13 protein-coding genes are annotated in these 17,172 nt (G+C 72.3%); 9 read left to right on the top strand and 4 right to left on the bottom strand.

Annotation, left to right across the window (positions count from 1 at the left end; genetic code table 11):
- Nucleotides 1-178 precede the first annotated feature (178 nt).
- The 3 genes from FOF48_RS09895 to FOF48_RS09885 are packed head-to-tail and all read right to left on the bottom strand — an operon-like array spanning nucleotide 179 to nucleotide 4,676.
- Entirely contained in the window at nucleotides 179-1,564 is a 1,386-nt protein-coding gene (locus FOF48_RS09895) for a sigma-54 dependent transcriptional regulator (protein WP_143900280.1), read from the bottom strand.
- Nucleotides 1,561-4,518 carry an ATP-binding protein gene (locus tag FOF48_RS09890; RefSeq protein ID WP_143900278.1) on the bottom strand — a complete coding sequence of 986 codons (2,958 nt, stop codon included), beginning with the start codon at nucleotides 4,516-4,518 and terminating at the stop codon, nucleotides 1,561-1,563. The genes FOF48_RS09895 and FOF48_RS09890 overlap by 4 nt, the downstream gene beginning before the upstream one ends.
- A complete protein-coding gene (locus FOF48_RS09885; RefSeq protein WP_171447193.1) occupies nucleotides 4,515-4,676 on the bottom strand; it encodes a hypothetical protein in 162 nt (53 codons plus the stop codon). The genes FOF48_RS09890 and FOF48_RS09885 overlap by 4 nt, the downstream gene beginning before the upstream one ends.
- Nucleotides 4,677-4,764: 88 nt before the next feature.
- Between FOF48_RS09885 and FOF48_RS09880 the strand changes: the two genes are divergently transcribed.
- Both FOF48_RS09880 and FOF48_RS09875 read left to right on the top strand, forming a co-directional pair.
- Complete coding sequence (locus FOF48_RS09880; protein ID WP_255442026.1) at nucleotides 4,765-6,303, top strand: GspE/PulE family protein; 1,539 nt, start codon at nucleotides 4,765-4,767, stop codon at nucleotides 6,301-6,303.
- Nucleotides 6,304-6,414: 111 nt separating this feature from the next.
- Nucleotides 6,415-6,930, top strand: coding sequence for a hypothetical protein (locus FOF48_RS09875; protein ID WP_143900274.1), 516 nt, complete (start codon nucleotides 6,415-6,417; stop codon nucleotides 6,928-6,930).
- Here FOF48_RS09875 and FOF48_RS09870 read toward each other — a convergent pair.
- Complete coding sequence (locus FOF48_RS09870; RefSeq protein ID WP_143900271.1) at nucleotides 6,925-8,496, bottom strand: PAS domain-containing sensor histidine kinase; 1,572 nt, start codon at nucleotides 8,494-8,496, stop codon at nucleotides 6,925-6,927. The two genes, FOF48_RS09875 and FOF48_RS09870, sit on opposite strands and share 6 nt — an antisense overlap.
- A 437-nt stretch (nucleotides 8,497-8,933) precedes the next feature.
- Here FOF48_RS09870 and FOF48_RS09865 point away from each other — a divergent pair, with 437 nt between their 5' ends.
- The 7 genes from FOF48_RS09865 to eis all read left to right on the top strand — a co-directional run bounded on the left by FOF48_RS09865 (nucleotide 8,934) and on the right by eis (nucleotide 17,130).
- Nucleotides 8,934-9,416, top strand: coding sequence for a hypothetical protein (locus FOF48_RS09865; RefSeq protein WP_143900269.1), 483 nt, complete (start codon nucleotides 8,934-8,936; stop codon nucleotides 9,414-9,416).
- Between the two features lie 431 nt (nucleotides 9,417-9,847).
- Nucleotides 9,848-10,744: a transcriptional regulator gene (locus FOF48_RS09860; RefSeq protein ID WP_143900266.1), complete on the top strand. Its 897-nt coding sequence runs from the start codon at nucleotides 9,848-9,850 to the stop codon at nucleotides 10,742-10,744.
- Nucleotides 10,741-13,803 carry a serine/threonine-protein kinase gene (locus FOF48_RS09855; RefSeq protein WP_143900264.1) on the top strand — a complete coding sequence of 1,021 codons (3,063 nt, stop codon included), beginning with the start codon at nucleotides 10,741-10,743 and terminating at the stop codon, nucleotides 13,801-13,803. Before FOF48_RS09860 ends, FOF48_RS09855 begins: the two co-directional genes overlap by 4 nt.
- 86 nt (nucleotides 13,804-13,889) lie before the next feature.
- Nucleotides 13,890-14,594 carry a hypothetical protein gene (locus tag FOF48_RS09850; protein WP_143900262.1) on the top strand — a complete coding sequence of 235 codons (705 nt, stop codon included), beginning with the start codon at nucleotides 13,890-13,892 and terminating at the stop codon, nucleotides 14,592-14,594.
- Nucleotides 14,595-14,723: 129 nt separating this feature from the next.
- On the top strand, nucleotides 14,724-15,326 hold the full coding sequence (locus FOF48_RS09845; protein WP_143900260.1) for a hypothetical protein: 603 nt from the start codon (nucleotides 14,724-14,726) through the stop codon (nucleotides 15,324-15,326).
- A 121-nt stretch (nucleotides 15,327-15,447) separates the two neighbouring features.
- Nucleotides 15,448-15,816, top strand: a complete 369-nt coding sequence (locus tag FOF48_RS09840; RefSeq protein ID WP_143900258.1) for a hypothetical protein — start codon at nucleotides 15,448-15,450, stop codon at nucleotides 15,814-15,816.
- Between the two features lie 126 nt (nucleotides 15,817-15,942).
- A complete protein-coding gene (gene eis, locus FOF48_RS09835; protein ID WP_143900256.1) occupies nucleotides 15,943-17,130 on the top strand; it encodes an enhanced intracellular survival protein Eis in 1,188 nt (395 codons plus the stop codon).
- Nucleotides 17,131-17,172 lie beyond the last annotated feature (42 nt).

The raw sequence follows: 17,172 nt of genomic DNA, 5'->3' as shown, positions 1-17,172 counted from the left end.
GTTCTCCTGGGCCACCGGGGTCGGGGGTCGGGTGCTTCAGCCGGTGGATGCCAGGACCCATGAGCAAGCGACGTGCCCAGGGGCCCCTGCCTCTGGAGCGCCATGCGGGACGGCGCGGGCGACCCGCTTCGACGCACTTCGACGCGTCGAAGCCGGGGGCTTTCGACGCGTCGGATGTTCAGGCGCGTGTTCGAGGGATGCCCAGCCGCTGGCGCTTCTCCCAGAGCGTCTTGCGGCTGATGCCCAGCCGGCGCGCCAGCTCCGTCTCGCCCATGCGGTCCTGGTGCTCCAGCACGAAGCGGCGGAAGTACTCCTCCATCGAGTCCGGCGAGCGCGGGTCCTCGCTGGCGGCGAGCGGCGGGAAGTCCAGCTCCTCCAGCGCGGCGGGAGTCCCGTCCGTCCCCGTCGCGGCCGGCGGCTCCAGCGCCAGCAGGTCGGAGGTGATGAGCGGCCCGTCCGCGAGGATGACCGCGCGCTCGATGGCGTTCTCCAGCTCACGCACGTTGCCCGGCCACGGGTGCTGCGCGATGGCCGCGAGCGCGTCCGGGGACAGCGACGCGGGCGCGCGGCCCATCCTCCGGCAGGCCTTCTCCAGCAGGTGTTTCGCCAGCGCGGGCACGTCCTCGCCGCGCTCGCGCAGGGGCGGCAGCCTGATTTCCACCACGCGCAGGCGGAAGTAGAGGTCCTGGCGGAACAGGCCCTCCTGCACGCGGCGGGGCAGGTCCCGGTGCGTGGCGGCGAGGATTCGCACGTCCACCTTGCGCGAGCGCGTGGCGCCCACGCGCCGCACCTCGCCGTCCTGGAGCATGCGCAAGAGGCGGGCCTGCGCGGGCGCGGGCAGCTCGCCAATCTCATCCAGGAAGAGCGTGCCGCCGTGCGCGGCCTCCACCAACCCCGCGTGCGCGGCCTGCGCGCCGGTGAAGGCGCCCTTCTCGTGGCCGAACAGCTCGCTCTCCAGCAGGCCCTCCGGGATGGCCGCGCAGTTGACCGCGATGAGCGGCCCCTCCGCGCGCGGGCTCTGCGCGTGGACGGCGCGGGCCACCAGCTCCTTGCCGGTCCCGGACTCGCCCAGCACCAGCACGGTGGCGGCGGACGGCGCCACCTTGCGCACGCGCTCGAACACGTCGCGCATCGCGGGGGCGCTGCCCACCATGCCACCCGGGGACCAGGTCTGCTCCACCTCGCGCTTGAGCGCGGCGTTCTGCCGGGTGAGCCGGCCTTCGCGCAGCACGCGCTCCACCTGGAGCAGCAGCTCGTCGTGGTCGAAGGGCTTGGCGATGTAGTCCACCGCGCCCAGCTTCATCGCGTCCACGGCGGACTTCACCGTGGCGAAGCTGGTCATGATGAGCACCGGCACGCCCGGACACAGGGCGATGATGTCCGTGCCCGGCGGGCCGGGCAGGCGCAGGTCGGAGAGGATCAGGTCGAAGGCGTCCAGCGAGTGTTCGGACGCGGCCTCCGGCACGGCGCTGGCCTCCGCCACGTCGTGGCCCGCGCGCGTGAGCAGCCGCCGCAGCTCCGTGCGGATGATGGGCTCGTCCTCGATGACCAGGATGCGGCTCACGCGGAGGCCTCCCGTTGGGGCACGCTGTCCGCGCGGGGCAGGCTCAGCGTCACGCGGGTGCCGCCGTCTGCGCGGGGCTCCAGGCGCAGCGTGCCGCCGTGCTCGCGCACGATGCCCTCCACCAGCGTGAGGCCCAGGCCGGTGCCTTCGCCGGGCTGCTTGGTGGTGAAGAAGGGTTCGAAGACGCGTTGAGTCAGCTCCGGGGCGATGCCATGGCCCCGGTCCTCCACCTGGATGCGCACCTGCTCTCCCCCGGCTTCCGCCCGCAGGTCCACGCGCGAGCCCGCGGGCGACGCGTCGATGGCGTTGGTCAAGAGGTTCACCAGCACCTGCTCCAGCCGCTGCGCGTCGCCCCGCACCTCCAGCCCCTCCGGGCTCTGGTGCGCGCACGCCACGTCGCGCGCCTTGCGCGACAGCCGGGCCAGCTGCGCGGCCTCCGCGAGCAGCGGCCCCACCGCCACGCGCGTGAAGGGCCGGGACTCGCCGCCCACCGTGCCCGCGTGGCCGAAGCCCACGAGCGCCCGGACGATGGCGTCGATGCGGCGGCACTGCTGGAGGATGAGCCCCACGCGCTCGCGCACGGCCTCCGGGTCCTCCAGCTCATACTTGAGGTTCTGCGTGAGGCTGGCGATGGCGGTGAGCGGGTTGCCAATCTCATGCGCCACGCCCGCGGCCACCCGGCCCAGCGACGCGAGCCGGTCCTGGTGCGCGAGCCGCGCGTCCACCGCCTTGCGCTCCGTCCAGTCCTCCACCAGGAAGGTGATGCCCGTCTCCCCGGCGCTGTCCCCCTCCGACGGCGCGAGCCGCGAGCGGTGCAGGCGCAGGGAGCGCGGCCGTCCTCCCACCGTGACGCGCGCCTCGTCGTCGCCGCAGGGTGCCTGGGCGAGCCCCGCGAACAGCGGGCCCCAGGGCTCCGGAAGGCGCGCGAGCGGCTGGCCGCGCGCGCTGTCCATGGGCACGCCCGACAGCGCCTCCAGCGCGGCGTTCCAGATGACGACCTCGCCGTCCGGGCCCATGGCGCAGACGCCCAGCGGCAGGTCCTCCAGGATGCGGTAGAGATAGCGGCGGACGACCTCCAGCTCGCGCAGGGGGCCGCGCATGTCGCGTGCGTCGCGCAGCCGCTCCTCCACGAAGCGCAGCTGATCCGCCAGCGCCGTGCGCGCGCCCGGGTCCAGCCGCAGCGCTTCGCCCACCGCGAGCCGGGCGAGCACCGGGCCGATGAGGCCGGAGAGGTTCCGCTCCACGCCGTCGCGCAGCCGGCGCAGCTCCAGGGGGCGGCGCTCGTCCGGGGCCAGGTCCAGCGCCGCGCGCGCCCGGTCCACCTCCGCCGCGGCCACCTGCGCGCCCAGCACCGGCTCCAGCTGCCTGCGGAACTCGTCCGGGGAGCTGGCCGCCACGCTGCCCTCCGCGAGCCCCGGCGCCTCGCGCGCGCACACCCGCGCGGCCTCCTGCTCCTCCGCGGACTGGCGCGTGACGAGCGACACCGCCAGGAAGCACAGCGCGTTGAGGCCCAGCGAGGTGAAGGTGGCGAAGCCCCACGGCTCGTCCGCGGAGAAGCCCAGCATCACGGAGGCCTGGTTGGTCCACGCCACCAGCGAGGGCGGCTCCCACAGCGGCGCCATCAGGGTGAAGGTCCACGCCGTGGCGCCCGCGGCCAGCCCCGCGAGCAGCCCCGCGCGCGTCGCCTTGGGCCAGAGCAGCAGGCCCAGCACGCCGGGCGCGAACTGCGCGGTGGCGACGAAGGACACGAGCCCCAGGTCCACCAGCCCCGTCGCCCGCGTGTCCAGCAGCCGGTAGAAGCCGTAGCCCGCGAGGATGATGGCGGCGATGAGCACGCGCCGGGCCCAGAGCAGCCAGCCGTAGAGGTCGTCCCGGCCGCGCGCGGTGCCCAGGGGCAGCACCAGGTGCGTCAGGCACATGGGCGCCAGCGCGAGCGTGGTGACGATGACCATCGCGCTCGCCGCGGACACGCCGCCCAGGAAGGCCAGCAGCGCCAGGGCCGGGGCGCCCTGGCGGATGGGCACGGACAGGACGTGGAAGTCCGCGGGCCAGGGCAGGCCCAGGGCCTCTCCGGACCACAGCAGCACCGGCACCGCCGCGTTGATGAGCAGCATCAACAGCGGGAAGGCCCACGCCACGGTGGCCAGCCCGTCGCGCTCGGGGGCCTCCGTGAAGGCCACGTGGTACTGCCGGGGCGTGAGGAAGGCGGCGACGACGGAGAGCACCAGGAGCGGCGCCCAGGACGCGTCGCGCGCGGGGCGCTGGAGGGCCTCCACGGCCTCGGGGTGCAGGGTGAGCCAGTCCCGCAGGCCGCCCACGCCGCCGAAGATGGACACCACGCACCAGCCCGCGACGGCGACGAGCGCCAGCAGCTTCACGCCGGACTCGAAGGCGATGGCCAGCATCAGCCCCTCGTGGCGCTCGCGCGGGGCGGGGTGCCGGGCGCCGAACAGCAGGGTGAAGACGATGAGCACGCCGCAGAAGCCCGGGCCCACCAGCGCGGGGGACGCGGCGGGGCTGAGCAGGCGGGCGGACTCCACGACGGCGCGGATCTGGAGCGCCAGGTAGGGCAGGCTCCCGGCCAGGACGAACAGCGTCACCGCGGTGCCCGTCACCTGCCCGGGGTAGCGGAACGCCAGCAGGTCCGCGAGCGAGGTGAGCTGCAGCTCGCGCGTCAGCCGCAGGAGCGGCCGCCACAGCACGGGGGCCAGCAGGCACGCGAGCGTCAGGCCCAGGTAGATGCCCAGGTAGCGGAAGCCGTGGCGGGCCGCGTAGCCCACGCTGCCGAAGTAGGACCAGGACGTGGCGTACACGCCCAGGGCCAGCGCGTACACCAGCGGGTGCTGGGTGATGCGCGCGGAGATGCGGCCCTTCTCCGCGGCGTACGCCACCAGGAACAGCACGCCCAGGTAGGCGACGGAGGCGACGACGAGCGGGCCCAGGCCCAACGTCATGGGCGCAGGCTCCGGTGCGCCACCCATCCGCCCAGGGCGATGACGCCCAGCCACACGAGGAAGGGCAGCGAAGCGGGAGCGCCCTCCGCCAGCCACAGCCTGCGCAGGGGCGAGCCGAACAACAGCACCGCCACGGCGAACACCAGCAGTGACGGCATGGCGGGAGGGTCCGCGGGGGGCCGCGACATGTCCGGGAGGATAGCAGTCCGGCCGGGAGCGAGGGGGAGCATGATAAGCCGCCAGCCCATGGCTCCCCCGGACGTCCCGCCCTTCTCCGAGCTGCCCCAGTTCACCCTCGACCGGGACTCGCTGCGGCTGCTCCCCGAGTCCTTCTGCCGCCGCCTGGGCGTCGCGGTGATGGGGAAGGTGGACCCGGAGAACGACACGGAGCCGGTGACGGTGGCGATGCTGGATCCGGAGGACCTGTCCGTGCGCTACCGCATCGCGGACTTCCTGCGCCGCCCCGTGCGGCCGGTGCGGCTCAACCGCTACGAAATCGACTCCGCGCTGGAGGTGGGCTTCGGCGCCGGGGAGCACGCCACGGTGGACGTGGTGCTGCGCGCGGGCGCGCCGCTGTCCGCGCGCCCCACGCCGGTGGAGCTGGTGAGCCACGTGCTCGCGGTGGCGGTGGAGCAGAACGCGTCCGACATCCACCTGGAGAGCTACACGGACGACGTGGACCTGCGCTACCGCGTCGACGGCATCCTCCACCAGACGTACACGGACATCTCCCCGGACTCGCTGCCGGAGGTGGTGAGCCGCATCAAGGTGATGGCGGGGTTGGACATCGCGGAGAAGCGGAGGCCCCAGGACGGCCGGCTGCGGGCGCTCTACACGTGGGACGCGGGGCGGAAGTTCGTGGACTTCCGCGTGAGCGTGGTGCCCTCCCCGGCGGGCGAGGACGTGGTCATCCGGCTGCTCGACGCCACGGTGGGGCTGGTGCCGGTGGAGAAGTTGGGGATGACTCCGGACCTGCAGGCCACGGTGCTGCGGCTGTTGGGCAACCCGGAGGGGCTGGTGCTGGTGACGGGCCCCACGGGGAGCGGGAAGACGACGACGCTGTACGCGGCGCTGGCCCGGCTCAACGACGGGCGCAAGAAGATCATCACCGCGGAGGACCCCATCGAGTACGTGGTGCCCAAGGTGAACCAGAAGCAGGTGTCGCCGCAGATGCCTCACCTGACGCTGCTGCGCGCGCTGCTCCGGCAGGACCCCAACGTGATGCTGGTGGGGGAGATCCGCGACCTGGAGACGGGGAGCACCGCGCTGATGGCGTCGTCCACGGGGCACGTGGTGCTGGGCACGCTGCACACGGCGGATGCGATTGGCGCGGTGAGCCGCCTGCGCGGGTTGAAGCTGGAGGATGGCGACATCGCGGAGGCGCTGCTCGCGGTGCTGGCGCAGCGGCTGGTGCGGCGCATCTGCCCGGAGTGTTCCGCGCCCACGGCGCCGACGGCGGACCAGGTGGCGCTGCTGGGGCCGCTGCTGGACGGAGTGCGGCCCCGGGCGGGGCAGGGCTGCGAGGCGTGCCGCCACACCGGCTTCAAGGGGCGGGTGGGGCTCTTTGAGTTGCTGGTGGTGGAGCCGGAGCTGCAACTGCTCATCGCCACCGGGGCCCCCGGCGTCCAGCTGCGAAGGCACGCCCGGGCCCGAGGCTTCCGCACCCTGGTGGAGGACGGGCTGGCGAAGGTGGCGGACGGCGTCACCACGCTGCACGAGCTGACGCGCGTGGTGCCGTACCGCTACCTCGTCACGGCCCGCGAGGAGCGCCGGACACCGGGCTGACGTGCGCGCCGGTGGGTCGGCCGCTGCACGGTGTGCAGGCCGCTGCACAGGGGCGCGGCGGTCCCCGCGAGGGAAGAGGCCCGGGCATGTTCGTTGCTGTCGTGGGACGGCATGCTCCCTCGCATCCTGTTGGTTCTGGGCGTGCTCACGGCTTCGGTGGCGCGGGCGGATCTCGACCTCCCCCACGACGAGAAGTGGCTGATGGTGGGGCCCCTGTTCACCTCATCGGTCCGCGAGGCGCGCGGAGAGGCGGGCGTCGGGTTGGAGGCGTCGCTCAACCTCCTGGACGGGTTCCAGTCCCTGGGCCTGTTGGGGCAGGTGGAGTGGATGGAGAGCCGGCATTCACGGGTGTGCGTGGGGGTCCAGGGCACCCTCCTGTTCCTGGGCCTCGAGCTGGGCGTGATGCATGAGACGGCGAACCGGCTCCATGTGGCCACGACGGGGCTGCACGTCGCGCCCTACCTCTCGTTCATCTACGGCTCGGTCGGCCTGCGGCTGGGCATCCCGCTCATCGGCGCGGAGGAGACGCGTCGTACCCGGCATGGTTTCGATGCGGCCTTCGTCCTGACCTTGAAGCTCCCCGTGAGCCTCGAGGGTGGGAAGGGCGGCGGCATCCCCCACCTATGAGGCTTCACCGGTTGGCAGCGTCACCGTGAACGTCGCGCCCTCGCCCGGGGTGCTGCGCACCTGGACGCTGCCGCCGTGGGCTTCGACGATCTGCTGGGTGATGAAGAGGCCCAGCCCCAGGCCGCCGTAGTTGCGCTCGGACACCGCGCGCACGAAGCGCTCGAAGAGGCGGGGTTGGGCATCCACCGGGATGCCGATGCCTTCGTCCCGCACGCACAGCACGGCCCGCCCCGCGTCCAGGCTCACGCTGACGTGGAGGGGCTTGCCGGCGCCGTACTTGAGCGCGTTGGAGAGCAGGTTGGTGACCACCTGGTCCAATCGCGCCCGGTCCCAGTTCCCCTCCAAGGGGGTGTGGGCGTCCAGCGTGACGCCGCACCCGACCTGCGCGGACTGGGGGGCATAGCGGGCCACCACCTCCCGCACGAGCGCGGAGAAGTCCATGGGGGCGCGCTCCAACCGCAGCTGACCCATGGTGATGCGCGAGACATCCAGCAGGTCCTCGATGAGGTCGGACAGCTTGCGGACCTGACGGCGAGCGACCTCCAGGTCGCGGGCCACGCGCTGCACGGGCAGCGTGGCGGCGGGGTGGTTCTCCACGACGCGCAGCAGGGCGGTCAGCTTGAGCTGGAGCGGGGTGAGGGGGGTCTTGAGTTCGTGGGAGGCGACGGACAGGAACTCATCCCGGGCGCGCACGGCGTCGCGCAGCAGCTCCAGCTCGCGCTGGTCCTGGGTCTGCTTGCGCTCGGTGAAGTCGCGCGTCACCTTGGCGAAGCCCATGAGGCGGTCCTGCGCGTCGCGCATCGCGGTGATGACGACGTTGGCCCAGAAGCGGGTGCCGTCCTTGCGGATCCGCCAGGCCTCTTCCTCGAAGTGGCCCTCGTTGGCCGCGATCTGGAGGGCCTTCCAGGGCTTGCCCCGGGCGACGTCCTCGGGAGGGAAGAAGCGGCTGAAGTGCTGGCCGAGGATCTCCTCGGCCCGGTACTGCTTGAAGCGCTCGGCGCCGGCGTTCCAGGTGGTGACCCGGCCCTCGGGGTCGAGCATGTAGATGGCGTAGTCCTGGATGTGCGAGACGAGGAGGCGGAAGCGCTCCTCGCTCTGCTGGAGCTGCTCCTGGGCGAGCTTGCGCTCGGTGAAGTCGCGCGTCACCTTGGCGAAGCCGACGAGCAGGCCCTGGGGGTCGCGCATCGGGGTGATGACGACGTTGGCCCAGAAGCGGTCGCCGTCCTTGCGCAGCCGCCAGCCCTCTTCCTCGAAGCGCCCCTCGCGGAGGACGGTCTCCAGCTCCTGCTGGGGCTTGCCCCGAGCCACGTCGTCCGGTGGGTGGAAGCAGCTGAAGTGCTGGCCCAGGATCTCCTCGGCCCGGTAGCCCTTGATGCGCTCGGCGCCCGTGTTCCAGGTCACGATGTAGCCGCCTGGATCCAACGTCAGGATGGCGTAGTCCTTGACGCTGTCGATGAACAGGCGCAGCTGCGCGCCCGTGTCGCGAGCGGAAGGGTCGCCCACGAAGGCCGTGCCGCCGTTGTTGGTGGCCAGGGGACGCGGGCTGTCGTCCAGGGGGCTTCGCATGCGCGAACAGTAATGCACCGTCGAGTGGGTCCCATCCAGGAACGCCGCGGTGCATCTATCCACCCGCCAACCCAGCTGGCGATCAGGCCTTCACTCCACAGGGGCTCCTGCACGCCCGGTGTGGGCGCCCGTTCCCCGGGTCCGGCTTTTCGTCCCCGAGGCGGGCCCGGCGGGACTTCGCGCACGCGAGCCAGGTCAGCTCGAGGTGGCGCGACTCGCGCGGTGTCCACCGTCGAGCGCGCCCGCGCGGCGCTCCGCTCCAGTGGGATGACTGTGATTGAGCGCCAGGGGCTCAGTCCCCCCTACAGCCATCACGTCGGTCAGGCTCTGGTCCTTCGAGTCGTCCCGCCCGGGGCAATCGGGTTCGCACGCCAGCGCATCGGGACAAGCTCTGGGAATCCAGCGTGGTCGCGCGGCGAGCGTCAAGGAGCATTCCAATGCGAAGCACGGTCATGAAGTGGTTTACGCGCGGCTGGTACGACGGGGACCTCTCTGAAGAGGAGGAGGAGGGGGTGAGGGCTGCGTACTCGCTTCATCTCGAGGAGCTCGCGCCTCGGCTGCGCGAGGGTGCCGAAGTGCTGGTGGCGTCAGTCAACCTGCATGACGGGCAGGTGCGGGATTGGACGGTACCGTCGGAGGGGGCCATCGAGCTCCGCGTGCTGATCGGCGACCGTCAGGTGGGCTATGAGTTCCTCACCTTGCGATACCTGGATGCCGAACTCATCCGTGCTCCGAAGAGTGACTTCTCCGTGCTTGAGCTCATGCGTCAGGGCGCCGAGTTGCTCTATGACGAGGTCGACATCGCGGATGACGGTCGATTCGAGCACCGGGTCCTCTGCTGGCCGGACGCCGAATTCGGAGTCCGCTTTCGTGCCGTGGACGTGAGCCGGCGGCCCGCCAGCCCCGCGGATCGGCGGTAGCTGCTCCTGGCTTCATCGTGGAGGGCTCCGTGGGGCTCGCGCCGCCTGCCCGCTCCATGCCGACCGTCCCGCGACACCGAGACAACCTCTGGCAGTTCGCTGACTGCCATTGAGCGCACCTCCCAGGTCTTCTCAAGACATCTTCCCTTGAGACATCCCGCTCCTCGCGGCGGAGTGGGCGGCTCGCCGCAGGCGGGGAGGCCCCGGGAGCGGATGCGGCTCCAACGACCTGGACGCGGCTGGAGGAAGTCGAGGAAAGCCTGTGCTGGCGGCCCCGGGGCTCACGGGCTCGCGCGCCTCGAATATTCTTCCGGCCTCCTGCGTCGACGCAGGTCTCGCCAGCGCGGCATCGGTCCGACAGCTCGCGGAGGCAACTGGCATGTTCGGCGCGTCTTGCCGATGCATGGACGTGAAGCAGGGGTTTCAGCGCGATGGGTCCGCACAGCATCGACATGTTCGACGAGGTCCTGGACTCCGCCGGTGCTCTCGCGGCCCAACGCCTGCGCGGCGCCCCAGGGGCCCGCGAAGCCGTGGCGCGTGCCCTCGAAGCGGCGGCGTCCCTCCCGGTCGCGGCGTTGGCGCCGCTCGCGTTCGCCCGGCACCTGGGCACCCAGCTCGCGCAGGCGGAGGCCCCGGAGCTCGCGCTGGAGCGCCTGCATGCCCGGGACCTGGCGCTCGCGTTCGCGTGCGCGCACGGGCGGGCTGGCGCGAGTGAGCTGCTCGAGGCCGAAGTGCTCCAGAAGCTGCGGGTCCCCCTCTCGCGGATCCACCCATCTCCAGACTTCGTCGACGAGGTGTTGCAGGTGCTGCGCGCAAAGCTCTTGCTGCCCCGCGCCGGCGCCGAGCCCCGGCTGCTCGGGTACGCGGGCACGGGATCGCTGCTGCACTGGGTGAACACCTCCGCGGTGCGGCTCGCGCTCCGGATGCGCAAGACCCACGGACAGGAAGCCCTCGTCGACGCGGAGGTGCTGGCGGCCCACCCCGGCCAGGGCGGGCTGGAGCTGGGGTTCGTCCGCGAGGAGGCCCGGGCCCATGTGCGGGCCGCCTTCGTGCAGGCCGTGGCCCAGCTGGACGACGACGACCGGGAGCTGCTTCGCCTCCACTTCGTCGAACGGCTCTCGCTGGAGCGGATGGGCTCGCTGTTCAGCCTGCACAAGTCCACCCTCTCCCGCCGCCTCTCCGGGGTGCAGGCCCTGCTGGAGAAGCGCACGCGGCGCCTGCTGTCGGAGCGGCTGGCCCTGCCCGCGCCGGAGCTGGAGAGCCTGATGCGCGCCGTCCACGGACGCCTCGACCTGAGCCTCACCGGCCTCCTGGAGCCGCGCGAATGACCTGCCCGGACGCGAACGCGCTCGCGCGCTATGTGGATGGACTCCTCCTGCCCGAAAGCGAGCAGCAGGTGCGTGACCACGTCGCCGGGTGCGCCGAGTGCCGGAGCGTGCTCGCCGCCATGAGCGCGCTCGATGCCCCGGCGCCCCAGGCGGGCGCGGGAGTCCTCGTCACCGGCGCGCAGGTGGGCCGCTACGTGGTGCTGGGGCTGCTCGGCGAGGGCGGCATGGGCCGCGTCCATGCCGCGTATGACCCCGAGCTGGATCGCAAGGTGGCCCTCAAGCTGCTCAACCTCCAGCGCCTCCGGGAGGACTCGCTCACGCAGGCGCGGCAGCGCTTGGAGCGCGAGGCGCGCACCATGGCGCGCCTGTCGCATCCCCACGTCGCGGGCCTCTACGACGTGGGCGAGTACCAGGGACAGCTCTACCTGGTGATGGAGTTCCTTGAAGGAGGGACGCTCCGGAGGTGGCTCGCGGAGAATCCCCGTTCGACCAAGGAGATCCTCGCGCTCTTCATCCAGGCGGCGGACGGCCTCGCGGCCACGCACGCCCTGGGCATCGTCCACCGGGACTTCAAGCCGGACAACGTCCTGCTGACCCGCGATGGCCAGGTGCGCATCACCGACTTCGGACTGGCCAATGCGACCTCGGCGTTGGGGGCGGAGAGCCACCCCCCGGACTCCTCCCAGGCCGCGGACTTCCTCACCGACACGGGGGCCCTGCTCGGGACGCCGGCCTATGGTTCACCCGAGCAGCTTCGGGGCGAGCGGGGCGATGCCCGGTCGGATCAATTCGCCTTCTGCGTCGCGCTCTACGAAGCCCTCAACGGCCAGCGCCCCTTCGAGGGGACGACGCGCGAGGAGCTGCTCGAGCAGATGGCCCGGCAGGCCGTCCGGCCCGAGCGCGCCAGCGTCCCCGCCTGGCTCAGGGCGGTCATCCGTCGCGGCCTCTCCGAGGCCCCCTCGCGGCGCTTCCCCTCCATGGCGGAGCTGCGGGCGCGGCTCGTGCGCGTCCCCGTGGCCTGGAGGCGGACCACCGCGACAGCGCTGCTCGGCGGCGCGCTGGTGGGAGGACTCCTCCTGATGCTGGACCCCTGGCTGGAGCCGCGCGCGCTGTGCCAGGGCAGCGAGCGGCACCTCATGGGCGTCTGGGATGAGGCGACCCGCGAGGCCACCCACCGGGCCTTCCTCGCCACCCGCGCTCCGGACGCGGAGGCCTCCTTCCAGGCCGTGTCCGTGGCGCTGGAGCGCTGGACGTCGGACTGGACGCGGGAGCACCAACAGGCCTGCGAGGCCACCCGTGTCTTCGGCGAGCAGTCGGAGCAGGTGCTCGGGCTGCGCATGGCCTGCCTGGACCAGCGGCTGGGCGAGCTCTCCCGGCTCACGACGGCGCTCCAGGGCGCGGACTCCCGGACGGTGGAGCGGGGCTTCGGGCTGGGGGCTTCCCTGGGCGGCGTGGCGCGCTGCGCGGACGTGAGGTCCTTGCAGGAGGCCGTGGCTCCTCCGGAGCAGCCCGCCGTGCGGGAGGAGGTCAAGGCGGTGCGGGCGGAGCTCGCGCGGGCCACCGCGGAGCAGCTCGCGGGCCATACGTCGGAGGCGCTGAAGGTGGCGCTGCCCGCGAGGGAGCGCGCGCTCGCCACGCGCTACCGTCCCCTGGAAGCGGAGGCGCACCTGTTGTGCGGGAAGCTCCAGGAGGATGCCAATGCGTTCGAGGATGCGCGGGCCTCCCTGGTCCAGGCCTCGCTCGCGGCGGAGGCGGGGCGCCACCTGTCCGTCCTCGCGCGGACGCTGTACGCGCAGGCCTGGTTGCATGGCTATGACCTGGGGCGTCCCAAGGAAGCGTGGCCCTTCCTCCTGCGGGCCCAGGCCGTGGCGGAGACCCTTCGCGACCCGGAGTTCGACGCGCTGCTGGAGCACGCCCGCGCCGAGCTGTTGGAGGAGGAAGGCCGGTTCGCCGAAGCGGAGCCCCTCCTGCTCAAGGCACTGGCACGGGCCACCGCGGGTGGGGACGCGCTCGCCCGCGCCGAGCTGAACGTGCGGCTGGGAATCCTCGCGCGGCACCAGGGACGTCTCCTGGAGGCGAAGCGCTGGCAGGAGGAGGCGGTGCGCCTTCACGAACAGCTCCATGGGCCCGAGCACCGCGACACCGCCAAGGCCTTGTTGAACCTGGCGGGGACGCTGGCCCACACGGGGGAGCTGACCCGGGCCGAAGGGCTCCTCCTGCGGGCGCTCGTCCTGCTGCGGCGCTCGCTGGGAGAGGAGCACCTGGCCGTGGCGCGGGCGCTGTCCAACCTGGCCATCATCTACTTCGAGTGGGGACACGGCCCGCAGGCGCGACAGGCGGCGGAAGCGAGCGTCGCGGTGGCGCGCAAGGTCGTGGGGCCGGACAGCGACGTGCTCGTGGGATTGGAGTCGAACCGGCTGGGCGTGCTCGGCGAACTGGGGGAGCGGGAGCGGGAGCTGGAGCAGGCCCGCCGCGGCCTCGCCCATCGCGAGCGCGTGTATGGCGCCTCGCATCCGGACGTCGCGCTGGACGCGCACGAGGTGGGGCGGCTGCTCCGCCTGTTGGGCCGCCCGCGCGAGGCCAAGGCCTTTCACGCGCGCGCGGTCGCGCTCCAGGAGCCGCTGCTCGCCAGGAACGAGGTGGAAGGCGAAGGGCTCCAATCGCTCGCGGACGCGCTGCTCTTCCTCGGGCGAGCGGAGGAAGCCAGGACGTACGTGGAGCGCGCGCTGGTGAGCCTGGAGCGGGACCGAGGCCCGCTGGCGCCCGAGCGCATCAAGGCGCTCCTGCTGCTGGGGGACATCCACCTCGCGAGGAACGCCCCCTCCGAGGCCCTGGCTCCCTTGAAGGCGGTGCTGGAGGCCCTTGAGACGGAGAAGGTGACGTCGGCGCGGGTCCCCCTGGCCCGCCGCCGTCTCGCGAAGGCCCTGCGGCTCACGGGCAGGTCCACCGAGGCCTGCCAGGAGGCACACCGGGCCTGGACGGAGCTGGAGCCCTGGACGAAGGCCTACGCCCAGGAGGTCATCGACGCTCGCGCCGAGGTCGCTCGCTGTCGTCGGTAGCGGGCGAATCCATGCAACGGCGCCGCCCGGGAGGGCTCCCTCTGGCGGGGACGGATTCCCCGCCAGTTCTCTTCCGGGATGCCTTCATGAAGAACACGACGATTTTCCTGACGCTGCTCTCCTTGCTGACCGTGGCCTGCGGCAACACCGACGACCCCGACGAGGGCGGTGGGGGGGACAACACCCACGCGGATGGAGGCAGCAACACCGGCGTGGACGGGGGCGGCAACGGCGGGGTGGACGGAGGGGGCAACACCAGCGTGGACGGGGGCAGCGATGCAGGCGTGGACGGGGGCAGCGGCCCGGGCGGCGCGCTCCAGTGCATCTCGATGGGGTGGTGCACCACGTGGACCGCGGACAGCAACCCGGTGACGGACGCGCCTGCCTTCAACGGGGGGACGCTGCGCGACGGCATCTACCGCCTGGAGCAGGGGCGCGGCACCGACGAGGCGATGATCATCCAGGGCTCCTCCGTCCTGTTCGTGGGGGACTTCTGGGACAACACGCTGGGAACCTGGAAGATCTCCAACGGCCGGATCGCGATCCAGATCGGGAGCTACTGCGACCTCTTCTCCAGCGGCAACATGTCCCTCACGTATGACCTCGCCTTCGCCGTCCGCGGAGATGAGCTCTTCACCCAGAGCGTGAAGCTGCTCGACACCCCCATCCTGCGCTGGCGGCGGGTGTCCTACCTCTGTCAGGAGAGCACGTCGTTCAAGTGCCGGGACTCGAAGTGCACCTGCATGACGACGACGAACAAGCCGTTGACGGGGCAGCCCGCCTGCCACTGAGCCCGCGGGCCCGGGCGGCGTGACCGCGAGCGCCGCCCGGCGCGCACCGATTTCATGCAACGGCGCGGACCGGGAGGACTCCCTGCCGCGGGGACGGATTCCCCAGGAGTTCTCTTCCGGGATGCCTTCATGAAGAACACGACGATTTTCCTGACGCTGCTCTCCTTGCTGGCCGTGGCCTGCGGCAACACCGATGACGCGGGAGGCGGGGATGGCGGCACCCAAGGCGGGGTGGATGGTGGCAACGGGGGCACCGCGATTCAGTGCAGCGCGGTGGGGTGGTGCACCACCTGGGAGGCGGACAGCGACTCGGCGGTCGACGCGCCGGCCCTGACGGGTGGAGCGCTGCGCGACGGCATCTACCGCCTGGAGCAGGGCCAGGGCGCCGAGGCGATGGTCATCCAGGGGTCCTCCATCCTCTTCGTGGAGGGCCAATGGAGCAACTCGGTGGGGACCTGGTCGGTCACGGGGGGACGGCTCGCCATCAACCTCGCCACCTACTGTGACGACTACTCCGAGGGCGACCGCTCCTACGCGTATGCGTATGCGTTCGCCGTCCAGGGAGAGGACCTCTTCACCCAGGAGGAGGGGAAGGCCAGCAACCCCATCCAGCGCTGGCGACGGGTGGCCCACCTCTGCGAAGCGTCGGCCTCGTTCAAGTGCCGGGTCCGCAACTGCGCCTGCGTCACCACGACGAACAAGTCGCTCCACGGCCAGGGCACCTGCTCCTGACCCCTCCCGAGGGGAAGCCCAGGGCCCAGGCCGCATGAGGCGCGTCCGGACATCATCCTGGAAGAAGGCTACAAACCCGGATACCGGTTTCCATGGCGGGAGCCGCCGGGGAGGACGTCTGATGAAGGGCCTGTGGCTGCTGGGAGGGATGTTGCTGGGCGCGGTCCTGACGCTCATCGCCGGGGTCGCGTATTGGTTGCACGACAGCCGCCCGCTCCGGGATCAGATCCACGTGCGCGTGGAGAACCGCACGGGCCAGGACGTGCGCGAGGTCCGCGTCGAGTACGACCACGGGCAGGTCCTCCATCGCGTGCTGCTCCAGGGGAGCACCGTGGCCCTGGCCTATCCCGCGGGGGGCGACTCGTCCTATCGCCTCATCGCCGTGCTGGAGGACGGCAGGCAGCTGACGGGCGGCTCCAGCTACATCGGGCGCGGCGCGCAGACGCGGGAGGTGCTGGAGCCGGAGCGGGTGGTGTCGTCGGATCCCTGAAGACTTGGGGGCGTGGCGTCCTGGCCGCGCAACCGAAGCTCGCGAGGCGACAGCGCCCGCGTCCGGCCTTCCTCGCCTCCTCCCGCTGCGCCATGCTGCCCGCGCACTCAGCAAAGGGGTCGAGGGATGGCGTCAGCGGAGTATGGACTTCCACGGGATGAGCAGGAGCTGGCCGCCATCGCGGACATCACCGCGCAGGCCTTCGCGATGTCCGCCACGGACGCGGAGACGGTGGTGCTCAAGAACAGCGCGGAGTCCTCGCTGCGCATCCTGCGCGTGAACGGGGAGGTGGCCGCGACGCTCACCCTCATCCGCATGGGCCAGTTCCTGGGCGGCCGTGGGGTGCCCCTCATCGGCGTGGGGGGCGTGGGGGTCGCTCCGGCGCACCGGGGCGCGGGGGCCGCCACGCGCCTCTTCCGCCACTTCCTGCGCGAGATGCGCGACGCGGGCTCGCCGCTGTCCGTGCTCTACCCCGCGACGCAGCCGCTCTACCGGCGCGTGGGCTACGAGCTGGCCGGCGCCCGCTATGAGATCCACGTCGACGCCGCCTCGCTGGAGCTGGGGGAGCGCTCGCTGTCCCTGCGGCCCTCGCGGCTGTCGGACGACGCGGCGGTGGAGGCGTGTTACCGGCGCTTCGCCGCCCAGCACCACGGCTGGTTGGACCGGGGGGACTACATCTGGCGGCGCGTGCGGACGCCGCGCAACGACACCGCCCACGGCTTCGTCGTGGAGGGGGACTCCGGCGTGGAGGGCTACGTGTACCTCGTGCGTCAGCTCGCGCCCCAGGGCGCCGTGCCCAAGCAGGTGTTGAAGCTCACGGACCTCACGGCCACGACCCCCGCCGCCGCGCGCCGGCTCCTGCGCTTCCTGGGCGACCACCGCTCGCTGGCGCAGGACGTGGTGTGGTTCGGCGGCGCGGACGAGCCGCTGCTCACGCTGCTGCGCGAGCAGACGTACCAGGTGAAGCTGTCCATGCACTGGATGGCGCGGCTGCTGGACGTCCCCCGGGCCCTGGAGGCGCGCGGCTTCGTCCCCGGCCTCTCCGGCGCGCTGCACCTGGACGTGGAGGACGACCTCTTCCCGGAGAACCAGGGGCGCTTCGTCCTGGAGGTGGAGGGGGGCACCGCCCGCGTGCGGCCCGGCGGGGAGGGCCGCATGCGGCTGCACGCGCGCGCCCTGGCCCCGCTCTACACCGGCTTCCTCACGCCCCGGGCGCTCCAGCTGGCCGGGATGCTGAGCGCGGACGACGCGTCGCTCGACGCCGCCAGCGCCCTGTTCGCGGGCCCCTCGCCGTCGATGCGCGACATGTTCTGACGCGGGCCCGGGCTACCCGGGGCCCCTCCGGGGATGGTAGGA

Source organism: Corallococcus sp. Z5C101001 (assembly GCF_007352635.1).
In the GTDB taxonomy this organism is placed as follows: Bacteria; Myxococcota; Myxococcia; order Myxococcales; family Myxococcaceae; genus Corallococcus; species Corallococcus silvisoli.
Note: the sequence above shows the minus strand (reverse complement) of the source record. Positions and strands in the feature narration are given on the sequence as shown.